The 17,013-nt window shown below is 68.7% G+C and carries 13 protein-coding genes; 11 read left to right on the top strand and 2 right to left on the bottom strand.

Features of this window, described 5'->3' with window-relative positions:
* Nucleotides 1–13: 13 nt before the first annotated feature.
* Genes PEM_RS18820 through PEM_RS18785 form a run of 8 tightly spaced genes read left to right on the top strand, consistent with a single transcriptional unit; the run spans nt 14 to nt 10,703 of the window.
* Nucleotides 14–1,648, top strand: coding sequence for a TldD/PmbA family protein (locus tag PEM_RS18820; RefSeq protein WP_111127202.1), 1,635 nt, complete (start codon nt 14–16; stop codon nt 1,646–1,648).
* Nucleotides 1,649–1,669: 21 nt separating this feature from the next.
* Nucleotides 1,670–3,004, top strand: a complete 1,335-nt coding sequence (locus tag PEM_RS18815) for a TldD/PmbA family protein (RefSeq protein ID WP_065178690.1) — start codon at nt 1,670–1,672, stop codon at nt 3,002–3,004.
* Nucleotides 3,004–3,711 (top strand): DUF4159 domain-containing protein, encoded by a 708-nt coding sequence (locus tag PEM_RS18810; protein ID WP_099552768.1) that lies wholly within the window; start codon nt 3,004–3,006, stop codon nt 3,709–3,711. The genes PEM_RS18815 and PEM_RS18810 overlap by 1 nt, the downstream gene beginning before the upstream one ends.
* 16 nt (nt 3,712–3,727) lie before the next feature.
* Nucleotides 3,728–4,711, top strand: coding sequence for a MoxR family ATPase (locus PEM_RS18805; RefSeq protein WP_111127204.1), 984 nt, complete (start codon nt 3,728–3,730; stop codon nt 4,709–4,711).
* A 7-nt stretch (nt 4,712–4,718) separates the two neighbouring features.
* Complete coding sequence (locus PEM_RS18800) at nt 4,719–5,615, top strand: DUF58 domain-containing protein (protein WP_111127206.1); 897 nt, start codon at nt 4,719–4,721, stop codon at nt 5,613–5,615.
* Nucleotides 5,612–6,733 (top strand): BatA domain-containing protein, encoded by a 1,122-nt coding sequence (locus PEM_RS18795; RefSeq protein ID WP_111127208.1) that lies wholly within the window; start codon nt 5,612–5,614, stop codon nt 6,731–6,733. Before PEM_RS18800 ends, PEM_RS18795 begins: the two co-directional genes overlap by 4 nt.
* Nucleotides 6,730–8,898, top strand: coding sequence for a hypothetical protein (locus PEM_RS18790; RefSeq protein ID WP_111127210.1), 2,169 nt, complete (start codon nt 6,730–6,732; stop codon nt 8,896–8,898). The genes PEM_RS18795 and PEM_RS18790 overlap by 4 nt, the downstream gene beginning before the upstream one ends.
* The gene (locus PEM_RS18785; RefSeq protein WP_111127212.1) at nt 8,895–10,703 is read left to right on the top strand and encodes a hypothetical protein; all 1,809 of its coding nucleotides are present in this window, start codon (nt 8,895–8,897) and stop codon (nt 10,701–10,703) included. The genes PEM_RS18790 and PEM_RS18785 overlap by 4 nt, the downstream gene beginning before the upstream one ends.
* A 110-nt stretch (nt 10,704–10,813) precedes the next feature.
* On the opposite strand, the gene PEM_RS18780 is transcribed toward PEM_RS18785, so the two are convergent.
* Nucleotides 10,814–11,488, bottom strand: a complete 675-nt coding sequence (locus PEM_RS18780; protein ID WP_005421010.1) for a hypothetical protein — start codon at nt 11,486–11,488, stop codon at nt 10,814–10,816.
* A gap of 40 nt (nt 11,489–11,528) precedes the next feature.
* Entirely contained in the window at nt 11,529–12,047 is a 519-nt protein-coding gene (locus PEM_RS18775; protein WP_032954720.1) for a hypothetical protein, read from the bottom strand.
* Between the two features lie 126 nt (nt 12,048–12,173).
* Between PEM_RS18775 and PEM_RS18770 the strand changes: the two genes are divergently transcribed.
* The 3 genes from PEM_RS18770 to PEM_RS18760 all read left to right on the top strand — a co-directional run bounded on the left by PEM_RS18770 (nt 12,174) and on the right by PEM_RS18760 (nt 17,000).
* Nucleotides 12,174–13,388: a hypothetical protein gene (locus tag PEM_RS18770; RefSeq protein WP_240431562.1), complete on the top strand. Its 1,215-nt coding sequence runs from the start codon at nt 12,174–12,176 to the stop codon at nt 13,386–13,388.
* Between the two features lie 97 nt (nt 13,389–13,485).
* Complete coding sequence (locus tag PEM_RS18765; RefSeq protein ID WP_005421015.1) at nt 13,486–15,975, top strand: DEAD/DEAH box helicase; 2,490 nt, start codon at nt 13,486–13,488, stop codon at nt 15,973–15,975.
* Nucleotides 15,972–17,000 carry a ribonuclease H-like domain-containing protein gene (locus PEM_RS18760; protein WP_111127216.1) on the top strand — a complete coding sequence of 343 codons (1,029 nt, stop codon included), beginning with the start codon at nt 15,972–15,974 and terminating at the stop codon, nt 16,998–17,000. Before PEM_RS18765 ends, PEM_RS18760 begins: the two co-directional genes overlap by 4 nt.
* Nucleotides 17,001–17,013 lie beyond the last annotated feature (13 nt).

Below are 17,013 nucleotides of genomic sequence, written 5' to 3'. Positions count from 1 at the left end.
ATGGAGAGCAGCCTTGCAAAGACGTGACTTCCTGGCCCTGACCGGGCTTACCGCGGGCGGGCTGATCGTGCCCTCCTTCTTCGGCAAGGTGATCGCCGCCGAGCAACTGCAGTCCAGCCTCGACCCGGCGTTGAAGAAGCGCCTGGCCGACGCCGCTCTGCAGGCCGCACGCAGCGCCGGTGCCACCTACTGCGACGTGCGTATCGGCCGCTACCTGCGGCAGTTCGTGATCACCCGCGAAGACAAAGTGCAGAACGTAGTGAACACCGAGTCCACCGGCGTCGGCATCCGCGTGATCGTCAACGGCGCCTGGGGCTTCGCCGCCACCAACGCACTGGGTACCGCCGACGTGGCCAGGGCCGCGCAGCAGGCGGCGGCGATCGCCAAGGCCAATGCCGGCGTGCAGACCGCGCCGGTGCAGCTGGCCAAGGCGCCGGGCGTGGGTGAGGTGAGCTGGCGCACGCCGATCCGCAAGAATGCGATGGAGGTGCCGATCAAGGACAAGGTCGGCCTGCTGCTGGACGTCAACGCCGCCGCAATGGGCGCCGGTGCCAGCTTCGTCAACTCGATGCTGTTCCTGGTCAACGAGCAGAAGTACTTCGCCTCCACCGACGGTTCCTACATCGACCAGGACGTGCACCGCATCTGGGCGCCGATGACGGTCACCGCCATCGACAAGGCCAGCGGCAAGTTCCGCACCCGATCGGGCCTGTCCTCGCCGATGGGCCTGGGCTACGAATACCTGGACGGCGCCGCCGCGGGCAAGGTGGTCAGCCCGAATGGCGTGGTCAACTACAGTTCTTCCTACGACATGAAGGAAGACGCCATCGCCGCCGCCCGGCAGGCGCAGGAAAAGCTGAAGGCGCCGTCGGTGAAGCCGGGCAAGTACGACCTGGTGCTCGACCCGTCGCACACTTGGCTGACCATCCACGAGTCGATTGGCCACCCGCTGGAACTGGACCGCGTGCTCGGCTACGAAGCCAACTACGCCGGCACCAGCTTCGCCACCCTGGACAAGCGCGAACAGCGTTTCCAGTATGGCAGCGAGCTGGTCAACATCTTCGCCGACAAGACCCAGCCAGGCAGCCTCGGCGCAGTGGCATACGACGACGAAGGCGTGAAGTGCAAGCGCTGGGACCTGATCAGCAACGGCAAGCTGGTGGACTACCAGACCATCCGCGACCAGGCCCACATCCTCGGCAAGACCGAGTCCGACGGCTGCTGCTATGCCGACTCGTGGTCCAGCGTGCAGTTCCAGCGCATGGCCAACGTGTCGATGGCACCGGGCAAGAAGCCGCTGAGCGTGCCGGACCTGATCAAGGACGTGGAGAACGGCATCTACATCATCGGTGACGGTTCGTTCTCGATCGACCAGCAGCGCTACAACGCGCAGTTCGGCGGCCAGCTGTTCTACGAGATCAAGAACGGCCAGATCACCCGCATGCTGGAAGACGTGGCCTACCAGATCCGCACGCCGGAGTTCTGGAACGCCTGTACCGCCGTGGCCGACGAGCGTGACTACCGCCTGGGCGGTTCGTTCTTCGACGGCAAGGGCCAGCCGGGACAGGTCTCGGCGGTCTCGCACGGTTCGTCGACCGCGCGCTTCAACGGCATCAACGTCATCAACACCGCACGCAGCCTCGGCTGACCGGTCAGGAGCCCTTACACCATGAGTATCTTCACCGAAGCCCAGGCCAAGGCCATCCTCGACAAGGTCATCGCCCTGTCCAAGGCCGACGAGTGCACCGCCGTGCTGGCCGGCGCGATCAGCGGCAACATCCGTTTCGCGCTGAACAATGTCTCCACCAGTGGCATCGTCGACAACACCGAGCTGGCGGTCACCGTCGCCTTCGGCAAGCGCGTCGGCACTGCCTCGATCAACGAGTTCGACGACGCCGCGCTGGAACGCGTGGTACGCCGTGCCGAAGACCTGGCCCGCCTGGCCCCGGAGAACCCGGAGTTCATGCCGGCCATCGGCAAGCAGAGCTACCGCGCCAGCCCGACCTTCAGCGAATCCACCGCCGCGATCGATCCGGCCTTCCGTGCCAAGGTTGCTGCCGATTCGATCGCCCCGTGCCGCGGCCACGGCCTGGTCGCCGCCGGCTTCCTGGAGGACGGCCAGGGCTTCCAGGCCACCGCCAACAGCAACGGCAACTTCGCTTACCAGCGCACCACCAACTTCGATTACACCTGCACTGTGCGCACCGAAGATGGCCGCGGTTCGGGCTGGGTCGGCCGCAACCTGAAGGACGCGGCGGACTTCAAGGCTGACCAGGACATCCGCATCGCCATGCGCAAGGCCACCGAATCGGCCGAAGCCAAGGCACTGGAACCGGGCAAGTACACGGTCATCCTGGAGCCGGCCGCAGCGGCAGGCCTGATCAGCTTCATGATGAATTTCTTCAGTGCACGCTCGGCCGATGAAGGCCGCAGCTTCCTGTCGAAGAAGGGCGGCGGCAACAAGCTGGGCGAGCAGGTCTACGATCCGCGCGTGACCATGATCGCCGACCCGTGGCATCCGGATGCACCGGTGCTGCCGTGGGACAACGAAGGGCTGCCGCGCGAACGCATGGCCATCATCGAGAACGGCAGGATCGCCAATCTGGACTACTCGCGCTTCTGGGCGCAGAAGCAGGGCAAGACCGCCAAGGCCTCGCCGGGCAACCTGCTGATGAGCGGTGGCGACAAGAGCACCGCCGAGCTGGTGCGCGGCACCCAGAAGGGCATCCTGGTCACGCGTACCTGGTACATCCGCATGGTCGATCCGCAGACCGTGCTGCTGACCGGCCTGACCCGCGACGGCACCTTCTACATCGAGAACGGCCAGATCAAGTACCCGGTGAAGAACTTCCGCTTCAACGAGTCGCCGGTGATCATGCTCAACAACATCGAAGAGCTGGGCAAGCCGGTGCGTGTGGCCGGTGATGAATCCAGCTACGTGATGATGATCCCGCCGATGAAGCTGCGCGATTTCACCTTCACCTCGCTGTCCGACGCGGTCTGATGGATCGCCGGGCCTGCCTGCGCTGGTTGGCCGCTGCCGCTTCGGCGGCGGCGCTGCCGGCCTGGGCACAGGCAGGCCCGCGCAGTTCGCGCTATGACTTCTGGTTCACCCGCCTGCAGTACGACTCCGGTGACTGGGACGTGGACGCGCGCATGCCATCCAACCTGATCACCTCGCTGATCGACTACACATCGCTGCGCGTGGACCCGCAGGAACACGTGGTGGCCCTGGCCGACCCGCGCATGCTGGAGGCGCCGTTCTGCTACCTGGCCGGGCACACGCTGGTGGAGTTCAACGCCGCCGAACGGCAGAACTTCGTGCGCTACGTGCGCAATGGCGGCTTCGTCTTCGTCGACGACTGCAACCATGACATCGACGGGCTGTTCGCCACCTCGTTCGAAGCACAGATGGGCCGCCTGTTCGGTCCGAAGGCATTGCAGAAACTGCCCAACAGCCACGCGCTGTACCGTAGTTTCTTCCGCTTCCCGGACGGTCCGCCCGCCACCAGCTTCGAACTCAACGGCTGGGGCGACGACCTGGTGCACGACTACCTGAAGGGCATCGAGGTCGGTGGTCGGCTGGGCCTGCTCTACAGCAACAAGGACTATGGCTGCGAGTGGGACTACGACTGGCGCAACAAGCGCTTCCTGGCCGAAGACAACACCCGCTTTGGCGTCAACATCGTGATGTACGCGTTGAACAATTGACAGGACCTGCACGCCCATGAATTCCTCCGACCTCGATTCCCTGCTGCCGCGCCTGGATGAACTGCGCGCCGCGCTCGCACGCGCGGTGGTGGGCCAGCACACCGTGGTCGAGCAGCTGCTGATCGGCCTGCTGGCTGGCGGCCACTGCCTGCTGGAAGGTGCGCCCGGGCTCGGCAAGACCCTGCTGGTACGCTCGCTCGGCCAGGCATTGGAACTGCAGTTCCGGCGCGTGCAGTTCACCCCCGACCTGATGCCCAGTGACATCCTCGGCACCGAGCTGCTGGAGGAAGACCATGGCACCGGCCATCGCCATTTCCGCTTCCAGCAGGGCCCGATCTTCACCCACCTGCTGCTGGCCGACGAACTCAACCGCACCCCGCCCAAGACCCAGGCCGCACTGCTGGAGGCAATGCAGGAACGCACCGTCAGCTACGCCGGAACCACCTACGCGCTGCCCGCTCCGTTCTTCGTGCTGGCCACGCAGAACCCGATCGAGCAGGCCGGCACGTACCCGCTGCCAGAGGCACAGCTGGACCGCTTCCTGCTGCACGTGCTGGTGGATTACCCCAGCGAAGACGAGGAGCGGCGGATCCTGGAACAGACCACCGGCGGTGCCACCGACGCGGTGCCGAAAGTGATGGATGCCGAGGCGGTGATCGCCCTGCAGGCGGCTGTGCGGCAGGTGCATGTCAGCCCCGACGTGCTGGCCTGGATCACCCGCCTGGTGCGCGCCAGCCGGCCAGGCGAAGGCGCCCCGGCGGCGATCAACCAATGGGTGAAGTGGGGCGCCGGTCCGCGCGCCGGCCAGTCGCTGGTGCTCGCGGCAAAAGCGCGCGCCTTGCTGCAGGGCCGCTTCGCCGCCAACCGCGAGGACGTGCAGGCGCTGGCCGCACCGGTGATGCGCCATCGCCTGCTGCTGTCGTTCGCCGCCGAGGCCGAGCAGAAGCGTGCCGACGACGTGGTCGCCGCCCTGCTGCAGGCCGTGCCGTTCCCGGGTTGAGCCACGCGTGAACGCCGGTACCCCGCTGACCTTGCCTCCGGAACTGCGTGCGCGCCTGCGCCTGCTGCGGCTGCGGCCGCGCCTGGCCAGCGGCAGCAGTGGCATCGGCCAGCACGCCAGCCGCAGCCGCGGTGCCGGCCTCGAGTTCGCCCAGTACCGGGCCTACGAACCGGGCGACGAGCTGCGCCAGATCGACTGGAAGCTGTACGCGCGTTCGGACCGCTTCTTCGTGCGCGAATCCGAACGCGAAAGCCCGATCACGGTCTGGCTGTTGCTCGATGCCACCGCCTCGGCCGGCCAGGCCGATCGCGCGGCACCGCAGCGCACGCGCCTGGATCACATGCGCGGCGTGGCCGCCTGCGTGGTGGAACTGGCGCTGCAGCAGGGCGACCGTTTCGGCCTGTTGGCGATCAATGGCGATGGCCTGCAGCTGGTGCCCGCGGCGAACGGCGCACGCCAGCGTGACCGCGTGCATCTGCAACTGCATGCCCTTCAGGCACGCGGCGGCTGGCCCGTGGCCGATCGCCTGCGCCCGCTGTGGGAGCGCGTGCGCCCGGGCGACCTGCTGCTGGCGATGGGTGATGGCTTCGACGCGGCCTGCATCGTGCTGCTGGAGCAGCTGGCCAGCGCACGCCGTGAAGTGGCACTGCTGCAGATCCTGACCGCCGACGAGCGCGATTTCCCGTTCGACGCCGGCCATCGCTTCCGCGATCCGGAAACGGGCGAGGAACTGCTGGGCGATGGCGCGGCGATCCGCGCCGACTACCTGCAGCGCTTCGCTGACGCACGCAACGCATTGCAGTCGCGCCTACAGGCCAGCGGCATTGCCAGTGCCACCGGCTGGCTCGACCAGCCGTTGGATCAACCCCTGCAGGCGCTGTTCGGCCGTGGGGGCAGTGCATGACCCTGCTGTTCCCGTTGGGCCTGGCCGCGCTCGCTGCGTGGTTGCTACCGCTGCTGATCCATCTGGCCCGGCGCCATCCGTACACGCCGCTGGATTTCGCCGCGCTGCGCTGGCTGCGCGCGCAGATCCGCCCGCGCCAGCGCATCCGCTTCGATGACTGGCCGTTGCTGCTGGTGCGCCTGTTGCTGCTGGCTGCATTGGCCATGCTGCTGGCGCGCCCTGCATTGACCGGCCCCGCGCCCGTCCCCACCGAGTGGACGGTAGTGGCTCCCGGATTGGACGCCGCCGCACTGCGCGGCACCGCCGAAGAGGGCAACTGGCACTGGCTGGCACCCGGCTTCCCCACCATCGATCAGGCACCGCCGGCATCCAGCGCATCGCTGCCCAGCCTGCTGCGCGAGCTGGACACACAGCTGCCCGCGGGCACCGCGTTGACCGCGCACGTTCCCGATCCCCTGCCCGGTCTGGATGGCGCCCGCCTGCAGCTGTCGCGCGAAGTGCAGTGGCGGCCGCAACCGATACCGGCCACTCCGCAACCGAGTGCCGCGACGATGCCGCGTCTGCGCGTGCACAGCGATGCGCCGGCCGCCGCCCAGCACTGGGTGAACGCACTGCAGCGCGCGTGGGGCATGCAGGCGCCGCTCGCTCCTCTGTCGGCCGATGCGCTGCCCGAACGCGGCGAGATCGGCGTATGGAGCCGCAGCGATGCACTGCCGGCGAGCTGGCAGGCGTGGCTGCGCGACGGCGGTCGCGCAGTGAGCGCCGGCAAGCCTGCTCGCGGCGCCGGCATCCTGCTGCGCAACGCCGACGGCACACCACTGCTGTGGCAGCAGCGCATCGGCCACGGCGTCCTGCTGTCACTACCCGGCGACTGGGATGCCTCAGGCAACGCTGCGCTGCGCGACCCGCAGTTGCCGCGTGCCCTGCTGCTGGCCCTGCAACCGCCAGCGTCACCGCGCCTCGGCGATGCACAGGACCAGGCACCACGCCGGGCCGCACTGCCCGCCATAGCGCCCCCAGCGCGTGAGCCAGCCACGTGGTTGCTGCTGGTCATCGTGGTGCTGTTCGCGCTGGAGCGCTGGGTGGCCAGCAGTCGCCGGCGCAGGGGGGCCGCATGAACACCCTGCAGTACGCCTGGCAACGCGCACGCCGTCGCCGTGCACTCGTTACCCTGCTGCTGGGCCTGCCGTGGGCGCTGGCCGCGACGACGCTGGCGCTGCGCCTGGCGGGCTTCGATATCGCCTGCGTGGTCGGCACGGTCAGCGTGCTCGCCTGCGCAGCGCTCGCCACCGCACGTGCCCGCCAGCTGGACCCACAGTGGGTGCAGCGTCAGCTCGATGCCGGCGGTGCCAGCGAGGACAGTGCCGACCTGCTGTTCGCCGATATGGCAACGCTCAATCCGCTGCAGCAGCGCCAGCGCGCGCATGTGCTGGCCACGCTGGAGCGCGCGACACCGGACCTGCGTCCGCGCTGGCCGCGCAGGGCGTTGGCCCTGAGCTGGGTCGCAGGCCTGGCGATCACTGCGCTGGCATTCGGCTGGCCACGTTCCGGCCCCGGCTCCGCACCGGCGCGCACATCGGCGCCTGTCAGCACGGCTGCCGCCGGCCCGCTGCACCTTCAGTCCACCCGCCTGCGGATCGACGCACCGGCCTATACCGGCCAGGCCACGCGCACCCAGAACGCGTTGGATGCCAAGGTCGCCGCGGACAGCCGGCTGTCGTGGTCGTTGCGCTTCGATCGCGCGCCGGACAAGGCATGGCTTCAGTTCCACGACGGCCGCCGGCTGCCGCTGAGCGAGCAGGATGGGCAGTGGCTGGCGCAGGATGTGGCGCGCGTGCCTGTGCTGTACCGCGTGGTGAGCGAACCTGCACTGGCCCAGACCCACCTGCATCGCCTGGATGTGGTCGCTGATCGTGCGCCCAGCGTGCGCGTGCTGGAGCCCGCCGCGACCCTGGTGCTGGGCACGCCCGGGCAACGCCAGTGGTCGTTGCGCTTCGAAGCCAGCGATGACTACGCCGTGGCCACGCAGGCAACGCTGTCGATCACCATTACCCAGGGCAGCGGCGAGAACATCACCTTCGTTCGCCGCAGTGTCGGCCTCACCGGCAGCGGCAAAGCGACTGCACGGCGTTTCGCGTACACCCTCGACCTGGCTTCGCTGGGCGCGCAGCCCGGCAGCGATGTCATCGCCCAGCTGGAAGTACGCGACAACCACGCGCCAACACCGCAGGCCGGGCGCAGCAGCAGCGTGATCCTGCGCCTGCCCAGCGCCAAGGTTGCACTCGGTGCCGAACTGGAAGGCCGCATGAAGAAGACGCTGCCGGCCCACTTCCGCAGCCAGCGGCAGATCATCATCGATGCCGAAGCGCTGATCCGGCAGCGACGCAGCCTCGCCGCCGAGGACTTCGTGAAGCGCAGCGATGCGATCGGTGTCGACCAGCGCATCCTGCGCCTGCGCTACGGCCAGTTCCTGGGTGAGGAAAGCGAAGGCGCACCGAAGCCGCCGCCGACCAGCGACCTGCCCACCAGCGATGCGCCAGCTGCAGGCAGCCACGACGACGAGCACGAGCACGACCATGGCGCCGAGGCCGGGGCACACGATGAGCATGGCCACGATCACGGCGGCAAGGCGTCCAATGCCGATTCGCCACCGGTGTTCGGCAGCGCCACCGATGTGCTCTCCGAATACGGCCACACCCATGACCATGCCGAGGCCGCGACCCTGCTCGACCCGCAGACCCGGGCCACGCTGAAGGCCGCGCTGGACCAGATGTGGTCGGCCGAAGGCGAGCTGCGCCAGGGCCGGCCAGAGCAGGCGTTGCCATTTGCCTACAAGGCGCTGGGTTTCATCAAGCAGGTGCAGCAGGCCGAACGCATCTATCTGGCCCGGGTCGGGCCAGAGCTGCCACCGATCGATGAAGGCCGTCGCCTCGGCGGTGATCGCGCCGGACTGGCCAGTCGTGAACTGCCGTTGGCCGCCCGCACGCCGCCCGACCGGGCCATCGTTGAAGCCTGGCAGCGCCTCGGTGAGGACACCAGCGTGCCCGACCTCGATGCACTCGCTGCCTGGCAGCAGCGCAATGCCGCCTACCTGCCCGATGCGCTGGATCTGGCTGCCGCCATCGAGCAGCTGCGCATCGAGCCCGGTTGCCGCGACTGCCGCCGGCGCCTGCGCGCTCAGTTGTGGCGGGCGCTGCAGCGTCCACTGCCGCAGGCGATGCGGCGCGGTGCCGCCGATGCGATGGGCCAGCGCTACCTGGACGCGCTGGAGGCGCAGCCATGAACCCCTCCGGCCTGAACCTGTGGATCGCCCTGGCACTCGCTGTGATCGTGGCGATCGCCAGCGTTCGCCAGTCGCGCAACAACACCACGCACCGTGGCCGCCGCTGGGGGGGGATCGGGCTGCAGGTCATCGTCGCCACGCTACTGTATTTCTGCCTGGTGCCGCCCACCCGCCAGCAACCCGCAGGCGGGCTGGTTGTGCTCGGAATCGATGCCAGCAGGGCCGGCGCGTTCCCGGCCAGCGAAGGTCCGCTGTGGCTGTTGCCGGAAGCTGCCGATGTGCCCGGCGCAAAGCGCGTACCCGACCTGGCCACCGCGCTGCGGCAGCATCCGGCCTCCACGCTGACGCTGGTTGGTGCCGGCCTGGTCGCGCGTGACCGCGACGCAGTACTGCCACGCGACGTACGTTGGCAGCCGACAGCGACGCCGCGCGGCTGGGTCGCCTTGCAGCCACCGGCCGACGCCGCGCCCGGCGCACGCTTCGAGGTACAGGCACAGGCGCGTGGCGTTGCCAGGGCAAAGGCGGAACTGCTCGACCCCGCCGGCAGCGTGGTCGATCGCGCGGAGGTGGCCGACGACGGCCGCGTGCAGCTCAGTGGCATCGCCCGGGCCGAAGGCCGCAGCGTGTTCCAGCTGCGCCTGCTCGATGCCGACGGCCATGTGGTGGACAGCGTGCCGGTGCCGCAGCAGACCCTGCCGGCGGCGCCGCTGCGCCTGCAGGTGCGTGCCAGCGCGCCGGGCCCCGAACTGAAGTACCTGCGCCGCTGGGCAGCCGATGCCGGCATCCGCGTGCAGGTGCAGGCCGATACCGGTGCCGGCCTGAGCGTTGGCGACGGGGCCTTGCCGCTGGACGCGGCGTCGCTGGCGCGCAGCGATCTGCTGCTGCTGGACGAGCGCAGCCTGGCGGCATTGAATGCCGCCCAGCTGGCCGCTGTGCGGCAGGCGCTGCGCGAAGGACTGGGCGTGCTGGTACGCAGTGCGGGCGCCCCTTCGGCCAGCGCGCGCCAACGCCTGCACGATCTGGGCCTGCCGCTGCGGGGTGATGGCAGCAGCCAGGTCCTCGAACTTCCCGGCGACGGCGAGAGCGCGGTCCTCGCCGCACGACGTGGCCCGCTCGCCGCGGGTACGCTGCCGACCGGCTACGGCGAAGAGGCAGACCGCAGTTCGCACGACGCCGCGCTGCCCACACTGGAAGCACTGGCGCTGCAGGTACCTGGCAGCAACGCGCTGCTGCACGATCGCACCGGCAAGGCTGTCGGTGGCTGGCGCGCTACCGGCAAAGGCCGCATCGGCCTGCTGCCCATCACCGACAGCTGGCGCTGGGTACTTGCCGGCCGCGATGACCGCCACGGCGAATTGTGGAGCGGCGTGGTTGCCACGCTGGCGCGGGCGCAGGGCAGCGCTGAGGCGTTGTGGTCGCCACAGCCGATCAGCTGGGCGGGCGAACGGCAGGCGCTATGCGGCGTGCAGGCGCCGCTGCAGGCCTTCAACGCACGCGGCGAAGGCACGCCGCTGATCGTCGATGGCGCGACGTCAGACCTGCGCTGCGCGGGCTGGTGGCCGCGCGAGGCGGGCTGGCAGCGCCTGCAGCACGGCGACGCTACCCTCTGGCGCTATGCATTCGACCCGAAGGACGCGCCCGCGCTGCATCAGCAGGCAATGATCGATGCAACCACGCAGGCGCTGGCGGGCCGCTCCCCGGCAACCGCGTCGCTGATGCAACCCGTGCCGGGATCGCGCTGGCCGTGGTGGCTGGCGTTCGTGCTGTGCGCATCGCTGCTGTGGTGGCTGGAGCGACGGCGCTGATCCTGGGGTCAGAACCCTTTCGCCAGCGAAAGGGTTCTGACCCCACCGATCGGATCGCGAACGGCATCCACGCATGGCGTGGATCTACCAGCCCCACCCTCATGCGTCCTTCAACGTTTCCCCGCGCGCCGATACACGCCATTGAAGCGCACGTTCATGCCACCGCATTCGCTGTTGTCGGCCACGATCAGCACCTCACCCAGCGAGTGCACACGCACCCGGCACGTGTCCTCGACGAACTCGACATCGGCACCCTGCGGCATGGCACGCGCTTCCACCTGGCCCAGGTTCGGCCCATACGGGCGCTGTTCCGGCGTGGGGTTGGCCGAGGGCCAGTAAGCGTCGCCATCCACATGCAGTTGTCCACCCTGCACGGTGATGCGCAGGCCGTTGTCGCCATCTTTCCAGTGGCCCGTCCAGTCCTGCAGCGTGGGCACGGCCACCGGCAACGGTTGCAGCCTGCTGCGGTCGACCCAGCCGGCGCTGCCGCCCACCTTGTTCGGGAAGAACGCGCAGCGGTAACGGCCCAGGTCGCGACCGGTCACCACCGTATCGCCGTTGACCACATAGCTGCGCTGGCGGCAGGCCGGTTCGCCCTTGGCGGGGCAGCCATCCATGTCGCCGAGCAGGTACAGGCGCGGGGCGTCGACCACGCGCGCCAGCGCGAACCCGCTCTGCTCGGAGGGGAATGCGCCGTTGCGGCAGGCGCCGCCATCGGCGATATCGGACGCGAAGGCGGAGGCCGGCAGCAACGCGGCCAGCAGGCAGAATGAACGCAGGGACATGACAGCATTACCGGTGGGGGAGCCCGCAGGATATACCGGCCTACTTTACTGGCGCTGTGTCGCCGGCATCCTGCTCCTGTGAGAACCGCAGCGCGCGCTGCTGCTGTTCGGCACTGAGCTCTGGCGGTGGCCGCGCCACGGCCGCCTGGATCTGGTCCGGACCCCCGGTGAGTTTGTTGATGCCTTTGGCTGCCGCCAGCACACCCTTGACCACGCCCATCATGATGTAGCCACCGCCCATGCTGACCTGCTCCGGCGATGGCGGTTCGCTCCAGTCGCGGCTGAAACGGTTATCGCCGAACTTCACCGGGTTCTTGAAGCGGTACAGGTCCAGCGGCTCGTCATCGGGCTTGAGCGCACGCACTTCGCCGAGGGTGGTGACGTTGTCCTGCGGCAAGGTGGTGGAGATCGGTGCGGTGGGGGCGGGCGGCGCATCTGCAGGGGGAACGGGTGCAGGATCGGGCACCGCCACCGGCGCGGCCTGCTGCGCCTGTGCGATGCCGGCCAGCAGCATGCCGGCCAGGAGTGCTCCCTGCGTTCCACGTCGTGCCACAGCCATCCACCCTGTTGGTTGCGTCCAGCGCCCAAGCATACGGATGCCGGCTTCAGATTTCGTTGGCAACGGCGGGGGCATTCAGGCTGTGTCGCGCATCATCGCTGCGCGGCCGGGACACCGAAGTTTGCAATGAACTTCATTCCCCCCCGGGGGACGGGGACGGCATCCTGCCGTTCTCCCGGTACGGCGCTCCCTCATGACAGCTCCCTCCACAATCCCGCCACGGCAGCCGGTCGCCTGCTGATGTCGCGCGCAGCAGTACTGGTTGGTTTGGCAATCGTGCCCCTGATGGTCATCGCGGCCGTTGCCGAATGGACATCACGTGTCCACGCAGGCATGGCTTCGCTGCGCCGGAGCAGCACGCTGCGTACGCTGGGCGCGGACGAACACAGGGCACTGGCACCGTTGCGCGCATTGGCCGGCTGCGACCATGACGACCAGATAAAGCGGCTGCGTGGAGCATTCACCGGCGGTACGTGCCGGAACAGCTTCCCGGTCGGTGACGGCCTGCTGGGTGGCGTTCCCGCACTGGTGCCAAAGCAGGCGTGGCCCTACCTCGCGGAAGACAATGAAGCCGAAGTGGTGTTGGGCAAACGCGCGGCGGTGGTGGTATGTCTCAACGGCTTCACTATCGCTGCTGCACGGCCGGCTGCAGCCACCAGCCGCGTCTGTGGCGAGCGCCTGGAGACACCCGAAGAAGTTTCGATGCGACGGGGACCCGGCCTGCGCCCTTCCCCGCTGGTGATTGCCGCACTGGCGTCATGGGCCGCCGCTGGCGCCCCAGGGCTGCTGGCCATGCCGTTGCTCGCCATCGCCGGGCTGGCGGCCTGGCTGGCACTCCCTCGCCGCAACAGCCCCGCGACGGCTCAGCGCGTACTGCAGGTTCGCGGACGCCTGCGCGCTTACCAGCGCACTGCCCAGACTTCGCGGGTGTGGTTGCTTGGCAATGACCGCCGTGTGCAGCTTCCAGCGGAATGGGAGCACGCTGCGGCATTCTCCCGCGGACGCTCGATGGTGCTGGAAGTGCGCGCCTGTGATGGATGGGTGCTGGGCGCAGGGACGGCATGGTGCCTGGCCAGCGACCGACGGCGCTATCCGCCCACAGGATGGTCGTGGCATCTGGCATGGCTGGGCCTGCTCCTGTGCGTGCTGGTGTTCGGCACTGGCGGAATGCCACCGCTCCGTCCGGATCCTGCATGGGCGGCTGCCTATGGCTGGGGGGTGCTCGCAGTGCTGGCATCGGGCTGGCACGCGGTGCAGATCGTGGTCTGCACCGTGCAGTTCCTGCTCCGCCGCCGCGCGCTTGACGCGGACATCGCGCAGCGTCCCGCCCCGTGGCACTGAACGGTTCACTCGTTCCCATGCTGGTGTCTCACATCCTGAGACACGGATGTGGTGCCATGTGACCCCTCGCAATCCGTCCCGGCTCCCTCCCTCTTCCATGGCCTACGAACTCGCCAAGCGCACCGCCGATGCCGAGCAGAAGCTCGCCACCCGCGATGGCCTGCCCGCCCGCGACGGCGCCCTGCTCAGCGCGCGCCTGCAGCGCCGCTACCAGGACCGCATCACCGGCAGCTTCGCCATTCCCGGCCGTGAAGGCCGCTACGCGCCCGTTCCCGACTCGGTATCACCGGCGCTGGCCGCTGCACTGAAGGCACGCGGCATCGAGCAGCTCTACAGCCACCAGGCCGAAGCCTGGGAGGCCAGCCAGCGCGGCGAGCACGTGGCCATCGTCACCCCCACCGCCAGCGGCAAGTCGCTGTGCTACACCCTGCCGGTGGTCAGCGCGGCCATGCAGGACAAGGCCAAGGCGCTGTACCTGTTCCCGACCAAGGCACTGGCCCAGGACCAGGTGGCCGAGCTGCTGGAACTCAATCGTGCCGGCGATCTCGGCGTCAAGGCCTTCACCTTCGACGGCGACACCCCCGGCGATGCGCGGCAGGCGATCCGCCTGCATGGCGACATCGTGGTGTCCAACCCGGACATGCTGCACCAGGCCATCCTGCCGCATCACACCAAGTGGGCACAGTTCTTCGAGAACCTGCGCTACATCGTCATCGACGAGGTGCACACCTATCGCGGCGTGTTCGGCAGCCACGTCACCAACGTGCTGCGCCGGCTCAAGCGCATCTGCGCGTTCTACGGCGTGCAACCGCAGTTCATCCTGTGCTCGGCCACCATCGGCAACCCGCAGGCGCATGCGGAAGCGCTGATCGAGGCCCCGGTGACTGCCATCACTGAATCCGGTGCGCCCACCGGGCCGAAGCAGGTGCTGCTGTGGAACCCGCCGGTGATCAACCCCGACCTGGGCCTGCGTGCCTCGGCGCGCTCGCAGAGCAACCGCATCGCCCGCATCGCGATCAAGTCCGGGCTGAAGACCCTGGTGTTCGCGCAGACCCGCTTGATGGTCGAGGTGCTGACCAAGTACCTGAAGGACATCTTCGACCACGACCCGCGCAAGCCGCCGCGCATCCGCGCCTACCGCGGCGGTTATCTGCCGACCGAACGCCGTGAGACCGAGCGTGCGATGCGAGCCGGCAACATCGACGGCATCGTCAGCACCTCGGCGCTGGAACTGGGCGTGGACATCGGCAGCCTGGACGTGGTCATCCTCAATGGCTACCCCGGCAGCGTGGCCGCCACCTGGCAGCGTTTCGGCCGTGCCGGTCGCCGCCAGCAACCCGCACTCGGTGTGATGGTGGCCAGTTCGCAGCCGCTGGACCAGTACGTGGTGCGGCACCCGGACTTCTTCGCCGAAGCCTCGCCCGAACATGCGCGCATTGCGCCAGACCAGCCGCTGATCCTGTTCGACCACATTCGCTGCGCGGCCTTTGAACTGCCGTTCCGGGTCGGCGATGGCTTCGGCCCGATCGACCCGGAAGTGTTCCTGGAAGCGCTGGCCGAAACCGAAGTCATCCACCGCGAAGGCGAGCGCTGGGAATGGATCGCCGACAGTTATCCGGCCAACGCGGTCAGCCTGCGCGCGGTGGCCGATGGCAACTTCGTGGTGGTCGACCGCAGCGACGGCCGCCAGCAGATCATCGCCGAGGTCGATTACTCCGCCGCTGCGCTCACGCTGTATGAAGGCGCCATCCACATGGTGCAGTCCACGCCCTACCAGGTGGAGACGCTCGACTGGGAGGGCCGCAAGGCCTACGTCACCCGCACGCATGTGGATTACTACACCGACAGCATCGACTTCACCAAGCTCAAGGTGCTGGACCGCTTCGATGGTGGCGTGGCCGGGCGCGGTGATTCGCACCATGGCGAAGTGCACGTGGTGCGGCGCGTGGCCGGCTACAAGAAGATCCGCTACTACACCCACGAAAACATCGGCTACGGTCCGGTGAACCTGCCCGACCAGGAACTGCACACCACCGCAGTGTGGTGGCAGCTGCCGCAGGCACTGCTGCTACGCGCCTTCGCCAGCAGGCAGGATGCGCTCGATGGCTTCCTCGGTGCGGCGTATGCGCTGCACATCGTCGCCACCGTGGCGGTGATGGCCGATGCGCGCGACCTGCAGAAGTCGGTCGGCAACGGCGATGGTTCCTGGTTTGCGATCGCCGACCAGAGCGGCCGTGGCCAGTTGCGCGGCAGCGAGGGAGATCCTGGCGTTGTCGAACTGCTGCAGGAATTCGTGCCCACTGTGTATCTGTATGACAACTTCCCCGGTGGCGTCGGCCTCAGCGAGCCGTTGTGGCAGCGTCAGGCGGAGCTGGTGCAGCGCGCGCGTGAACTGGTGCAACGCTGCGACTGCAAGGCCGGCTGCCCGGCCTGCGTCGGCCCGGTGCTGGCTGCACAGGAAGAGGATGAAACCTCGCCACGTGCGCTGGCATTGCGCGTGCTCGACCTGTTCGACGCCGAGGCCTGCCGGCACGTGCCCGACGTGGTGGCGTCCGCGCGCGACCCGATGGAGCTGCTGGCACCGTGAGCCTGAGCCTGGACAAGCTGCGCCTGCTGCGGAAGCAGGCCGGCGACCCTAAAGCGGCCACGCCGGCGGCGTCGGACGTTGCCCCTGCGCCACCGGCACCACCGGCCGCCAACGATGCGCAGCAACCACCGGCCGAGCGTTCGGTGTTCGCCTGGGTCGAGCAGGAGATCCGCCACAAGCCCACAGGTGCTGCGGCGGCCACATCGGCGCACACACCGGCCCAACTGCGGCGGCCGGAAGTGGGCAGCCTGCATCGCCTGCTCGGCATGCGCTCGCGGAGCGGCGCCACGCCGGCACGTGCCAGCGCACAGGATCGCCAGCTGCCGGGCGAGGAAATCGCGCCGGGTCTGTTCCTGATCGAATCGCTGCAACCTCAGCCGATCCCAACTGCCCCACTGTCTCTGGCCTTCGCCAAGCGCGAAGACCAGCACATGGCTGCACGCGATCTGCTGTTCTTCGACACCGAGACCACCGGCCTGGCCGGCGGCACCGGCACCCGTGCCTTCATGATCGGCGCGGCCGATTGGCATGTGTGCCCGCAGCGTGGCGAGGGCCTGCGCATCCGCCAGTTGCTGATGGCCACCATGGCCGCCGAGGACGCGATGCTGGCCACCTTTGCCCGCTGGCTGCGACCGTCCACCGTGTTCTGCAGCTACAACGGCCGCAGCTACGATGCGCCGCTGCTGAAGGCGCGCTACCGGCTGGCCCGGCAGCCGGACCCGATCACCGCACTGGACCATGTCGACCTGCTCTACCCCACGCGCCGTCGCTATCGCGGCAGCTGGGAGAACTGCAAGCTGTCCACCATCGAACGCCAGCTGCTGCGCGTGGTGCGCGAGGACGACCTGCCCGGCTCGGAAGCACCCGGTGCATGGCTGCGCTTCCTGCGCGGCGGCGATGCGGTGAACCTGCGCCGGGTGGCCGACCACAACCACCAGGACGTGGTGACCCTGGCCCTGCTGCTGCAGCGGCTGGTGCGCGAGGAACAGCGCGAGCGCGAGACACTGGCGCTGGTCGGCCGGTAATGACACACGGGGC

This window comes from Stenotrophomonas sp. Pemsol (genome assembly GCF_003586545.1).
Lineage (GTDB): Bacteria > Pseudomonadota > Gammaproteobacteria > Xanthomonadales > Xanthomonadaceae > Stenotrophomonas > Stenotrophomonas sepilia.
This window is presented reverse-complemented; position numbering and strand designations above follow the sequence as displayed.

Coding starts and splice junctions, on each gene's coding strand:
- PEM_RS18775 (WP_032954720.1), bottom strand. CDS start 12,047: ATGGCTGTGGCACGACGTGGAACGCAGGGAGCACTCCTGGCCGGCATG.
- PEM_RS18780 (WP_005421010.1), bottom strand. CDS start 11,488: ATGTCCCTGCGTTCATTCTGCCTGCTGGCCGCGTTGCTGCCGGCCTCC.
- PEM_RS18795 (WP_111127208.1), top strand. CDS start 5,612: ATGACCCTGCTGTTCCCGTTGGGCCTGGCCGCGCTCGCTGCGTGGTTG.
- PEM_RS18785 (WP_111127212.1), top strand. CDS start 8,895: ATGAACCCCTCCGGCCTGAACCTGTGGATCGCCCTGGCACTCGCTGTG.
- PEM_RS18770 (WP_240431562.1), top strand. CDS start 12,174: ATGAACTTCATTCCCCCCCGGGGGACGGGGACGGCATCCTGCCGTTCT.
- PEM_RS18805 (WP_111127204.1), top strand. CDS start 3,728: ATGAATTCCTCCGACCTCGATTCCCTGCTGCCGCGCCTGGATGAACTG.
- PEM_RS18790 (WP_111127210.1), top strand. CDS start 6,730: ATGAACACCCTGCAGTACGCCTGGCAACGCGCACGCCGTCGCCGTGCA.
- PEM_RS18810 (WP_099552768.1), top strand. CDS start 3,004: ATGGATCGCCGGGCCTGCCTGCGCTGGTTGGCCGCTGCCGCTTCGGCG.
- PEM_RS18815 (WP_065178690.1), top strand. CDS start 1,670: ATGAGTATCTTCACCGAAGCCCAGGCCAAGGCCATCCTCGACAAGGTC.
- PEM_RS18765 (WP_005421015.1), top strand. CDS start 13,486: ATGGCCTACGAACTCGCCAAGCGCACCGCCGATGCCGAGCAGAAGCTC.